Origin of the sequence: Streptomyces sp. SID5785, from assembly GCF_009870065.1 — a bacterium.
In the GTDB taxonomy this organism is placed as follows: Bacteria; Actinomycetota; Actinomycetes; order Streptomycetales; family Streptomycetaceae; genus Streptomyces.
Map to the genome: position 1 here is coordinate 1 of NZ_WWIA01001140.1, position 4,377 is coordinate 4,377.

The 4,377-nt window shown below is 75.3% G+C and carries 2 protein-coding genes and 1 pseudogene; all 3 read right to left on the reverse strand.

Translation table 11 applies throughout. The features are described from left to right. Positions 1–428: pseudogene (locus GTW43_RS37040) on the reverse strand (hypothetical protein); the annotation flags it as partial. After that, positions 425–2,557, reverse strand: coding sequence for a hydantoinase/oxoprolinase family protein (locus tag GTW43_RS37045; protein WP_161306350.1), 2,133 nt, complete (start codon positions 2,555–2,557; stop codon positions 425–427). The gene GTW43_RS37045 and the pseudogene GTW43_RS37040, both read right to left, overlap by 4 nt. Positions 2,558–2,646: 89 nt before the next feature. Beyond that, positions 2,647–4,275 (reverse strand): FAD-dependent oxidoreductase, encoded by a 1,629-nt coding sequence (locus GTW43_RS37050; protein ID WP_161306351.1) that lies wholly within the window; start codon positions 4,273–4,275, stop codon positions 2,647–2,649. Positions 4,276–4,377: the final 102 nt, after the last annotated feature.

Below are 4,377 nucleotides of genomic sequence, written 5' to 3' on the forward strand. Positions count from 1 at the left end.
TCGTGCGCGAGCGCGGCGGCCCGGACGGCGCCCGCCGGGTACAGGGCGCGCCAGCCGAGCAGGTCGACGAGGTCCTCGCCGAGCGCGAGCGTGTCGGTGAACAGCTCGACGGTGGGCCGGGGTCGGGAGACGTAGCGCGCGAGCAGCAGCCGGTCCAGTCCGCCGGTGGCGGTGGTGACGTGCAGCGCGGGCCCGTGGGTGAGGTCCGGGCGGTCCGCGAGCTGCGTCCCGAACTCGGTGGCGGTGCGGGCCCATCGGCGCAGCAGCGCCGGGTCGCGTGTCTCGTGCGTCGGCGTGCCGGCCAGGAGGCGCACGCCGAACGCGGCGTCGTCCAGGGCGGCCAGGCCCGCGCACTCGGCGCGCAGCGCCTCGCGGCGGGCCGGGGTCAGCCGCTCCAGGGCGCTCCGGGTGCGGGCCCGGGTGCTCATGCGCGGACCTCCACGACGGCGACGACGGGTTCGTCCGCGGCGCGGGCGCGCAGTTCGCTGCGGGCCAGCGCGAGCAGCGGACCGGTGTCGAGGACGCCGGACAGGTCGGCGATACGCGAGCCGAGCAGGAGCCGCAGCGCGGGGGCGCGGACGCCGCCGTCCCCGTAGGAGGTGGCCGCGGTGACCAGGCGGGTGAGCAGTTCGGGCGCCTCGGCGACGGTGGTCGTGGCGACGTCCGCGTCGGCGGAGTGCAGCCGGACGACGCCGTCGGCGTCCAGGACGCGCACGGGCCGGCGGGTGCGGCGCAGGCGCCGCTTGAGGTCGGTTCCGTAGACGGTGTGCGCGGGGGTGGTGGCGAGCACCCGGACGTGCGCCGGGTCGGTCTTGAGGCTGGCCGCGGCGGCGGCGAGGCGTTCGTCGTCGCCGGCCCGGCGCGAGCGGTCCTGGGTGCGCAGTTCGGTGGCGCCGGTGGCGACCGCGCGGACCGTGTTGGTCTGCGGGTCGACGGTGACCTCGACCTCGACGGCGCCGGGGTCGGCGCCCTGGGCGACGACGGCGGCCTCGGCCTCGCCGCGCACCGCGAGGATCTGCTCCTGGGAGGCGCCGGGGACGATGCGCTCGATCTGTTCGCGGACGAGGGCGAGGGCGACGCCGATGGGGCTGATGACCTCGTTATGGGCGGCGATCCGGCCGGGCAGGCCGGTGGTGGCGGCCAGGTGCGGGGTGACCGACGCGGCGCCGCCTCCCCCGCCGACGAGGACGGCGGTGTCCCGGTCGAGGCGGTAGTCGCCGATCATCTGGTCGGTGACGTCCTGGACCTGCTTGATCCCGGCGTCGAGCAGCTGACGCGCGGCGCCGTCGACGTCGGTGCCGAGGGCGGCGGCGAGCGGGGCCAGGGCGGTGCGGGCCACGGCGCGGTCGCAGGCGGCGAAGTCGCCGTCGGGGACGAGGCCGAGGGCGTTGGCCGCGCAGGTCAGGGTGAGTGCGAAGCGGCCGCCTGCGGCGTCGAGGACGGCGTGGTCCCCGGCGTCGCCGTCGAGCGGGGCGATCGTGGTGAGCGTCGCGTCGCGCAGGTCATCGGGGTCGGCGAAGCAGGCGTAGGGGAGCCCGGCGATGTGGGCGCTGCGCGGGCCCACGGCGTGCACCCGGCCGTCGGCGATCCTGGCCAGGGAGCCGCCGCCGACACCGACGGTGCGTACGTCGAGGGCGGACAGGTAGGAGGAGCGGCCGAGGACGGTGGCGTGCCGGACGGCGACCTTGCCGCGCCGCACGACGCTGATGTCGGTAGAGGTGCCGCCGGTCTCCAGGAACACGCCCTCGCTGACCCGTTCCTGCATGAGGGCACCGGCGACCCCGGCCGCGGGGCCGGACAGGACGGTGAGCAGCGGTCTGCGGCGCATCTCGTCCAGGGACATGACGCCGCCGTCGCAGCGCATCACCATCAGCGGCGCGGTCACACCGGCGGCCGCGATGCTGCGGTCGACGAGGTCGGCGGTGGCCAGCATGCGGGGCAGGATCGCCGCGTTGACGACGGCGGTGCGGGTGCGCTTGCGCAGCCCGTACAGGGAGGTGATCTCGTGCGCCGCGGTGACGGGCAGGCCGCGCTCGCGCACGGCCGCCGCGACGGCCCGTTCGCCGTCGGGCACGTCGACGCTGAACGGCTCGCTGGCGACGAGGACTTCGGCGCCCGCGCGGACCACGGTGTCCGCGGCGGCGCGGACGGCCTCCTCGTCGTCCGGGTCGGTGACATGGGCGTAGTGCAGCGGGAACCGCTTGCCGGGCGTGAGCTCGAGCGCGGCGAGCCGGGCGAGGCGCCTGGTGGACACCGCGCCGGGTCCGGAGCCGATGCCGATGAGGCCGACGGGCGCGACGTCGCCCTCCAGGAGGGCGTTGGTGGCCTGGGTCGTGCCGTGGGCGAGGAAGGCGACGTCCTCGGGAGCGCGGCCGACGTCCTTGAGGAGCCGGTCGAGGGCCTCGACGATGCCGTGGGCGACGCCGTCCTCGTGGTGGTGGCTGGTGGGCACCTTCACCTGGGCGACGAGCTCCAGCGTGCCGGAGTCGACGGCCACGGCGTCGGTGAAGGTCCCGCCCACGTCGATGCCGACGCGGATGCGGTGCGATGGGGCCATGGTGAGGACACCTCCTTGTGTCGGTCGTGCGCGGGCGGTGCGGGACGGTGCGGGACAGTGCTGGGCGGTGCGGAACAGCGCGAGGCGGCTCAGTAGCCGCGTACGTCGGGCCAGTGGCGCTGCACGCCGGCCCGGTCCAGGAGCCGGGTGAACTCGGCGAGGCGCTTGTCCTCCTCCTGCACCTGGTGCGGGCGCACGCCCTCCTCCAGGCAGTGCGCGGCGAGGGCGCCGGCGACCTCGCCGACGTTCCACTCGACGGGGTGGAGGCGGTAGCAGCCGTTCGTGATGTGCGTGGTGCCGATGTTCTTGCCGGCGGGCAGCAGGTTGCGCACCCGGCGCGGCAGCAGGGCGCCGAGCGGGATCTCGAAGGGCACGGAGCCGATGTCGATGTAGTTGTCGCCGCCCGTGGAGGGGTGCAGGTCGATGCGGTAGCCGCCGACGCCGACCGAGTCGCGGTGGCGGGTGCCGCCGTAGGGGCCGACGAGGTCGATCGCGACGTCGTGCTCGGTGACGGTGGTGACGGCCTTGATGCGGCGGGCCTCGCGGACGTACGGCGCCTTGGCGAGGCCGTCGGCGGTCCCGGTGACGTCGGGGCGCAGCCGCAGGCCGGGGAAGCCGGTGCCGCCGTCGGGGCGCGGAGCCTCGGTCTGCAGCCAGTACAGGACGGACAGGGACAGCTGACGGGCCTCGGCGACGGCGGCGCGTGCGGTCTCCTTGCCGGCGCCGACGAGTGGCTTGAGCCAGTAGTCGTTGAGAGGCCAGTTGACGAGGGTGATGTCGGAGTCGAACGCCCCGGGGCGGTGCAGCCTGCGGGCCAGGATGCGGCGGAAGCCCCAGAGTTCCTTGTCTCCTGCGTCGGCGCTCTGGTCGGCGTCGACACCGAGCGGGTCGACGTCGGGGTTGGGTTCGAAGGTGCGCGGCACGGGGGCGAGGGAGCGCGGGTCGGGGGCCAGGAAGCCAAGCAGCGGACCGGGCCAGAAGTCGGGGCGGTAGGAGCGCCAGAACGTGTAGTCGGCCGGCCGGTCGATGACGTGGTGCTCGCCCTCGTGGTGGGAGAGCGCGAAGCAGACCGTGATGCCCTGCTGGTTGAGCGGGTCGGCGGTCTCGGGGGCGTGCGGCTCGTCGAACTCGGCGCGGGACTCGGCGCCCAGGGCGTGTTCCACTCCGGCGAGTTCGAGGAGTTCGCCGGTCTCGGTGGCGTCCACGACGTAGGCGGCGCTCACGGTGTGCCGGTCGCCGTCGCGGACGTCCTCGACGGTGACGGCGCGCACGAGGTCGCCGTCGGTCTCCGCGGCGACCGGACGGGTGTGGGTGAGCAGGGTGAGACGGCCCGCGGCGACGTGCGGGGCGAGCATCGAATCCAGGACGGTGAGGGCGACGCGCGGCTCGTGGCAGAGCTTGCTGACGCGGCCGGCGCCGGGGTTGAGCCGGTCGAGGCCGAGGGCCTCGGCGCGCAGCGGGTACCAGCGGCGGTAGTGGTCCCGGATCCCTTCGCGGACGGCGCGGTAGGACGCCGTGACGCCGAACTCCTCGACCCAGGGGTGCTCGTCGGGCGGCACGGCCTGCGAGGTGAGCTGGCCGCCGATCCAGTCGGTCTCCTCGGTCAGGACGACGGTGCGCCCCGCGCGGCAGGCCGCCAGGGCGGCGGCCACACCGCCGACGCCGCCGCCCGTGATCAGGACGTCGGTCTCGGCGGGGGTGGCGGTGGGAACGGTCATGAGGTGCGTACTCCTAGCTGCACTACGGTTTCTGACGTGCTGTCACGGGTGCGTGCGGGTGTGCGGTGCCGACACCGTGGCGTGCCGGACACGGCGTGCTGG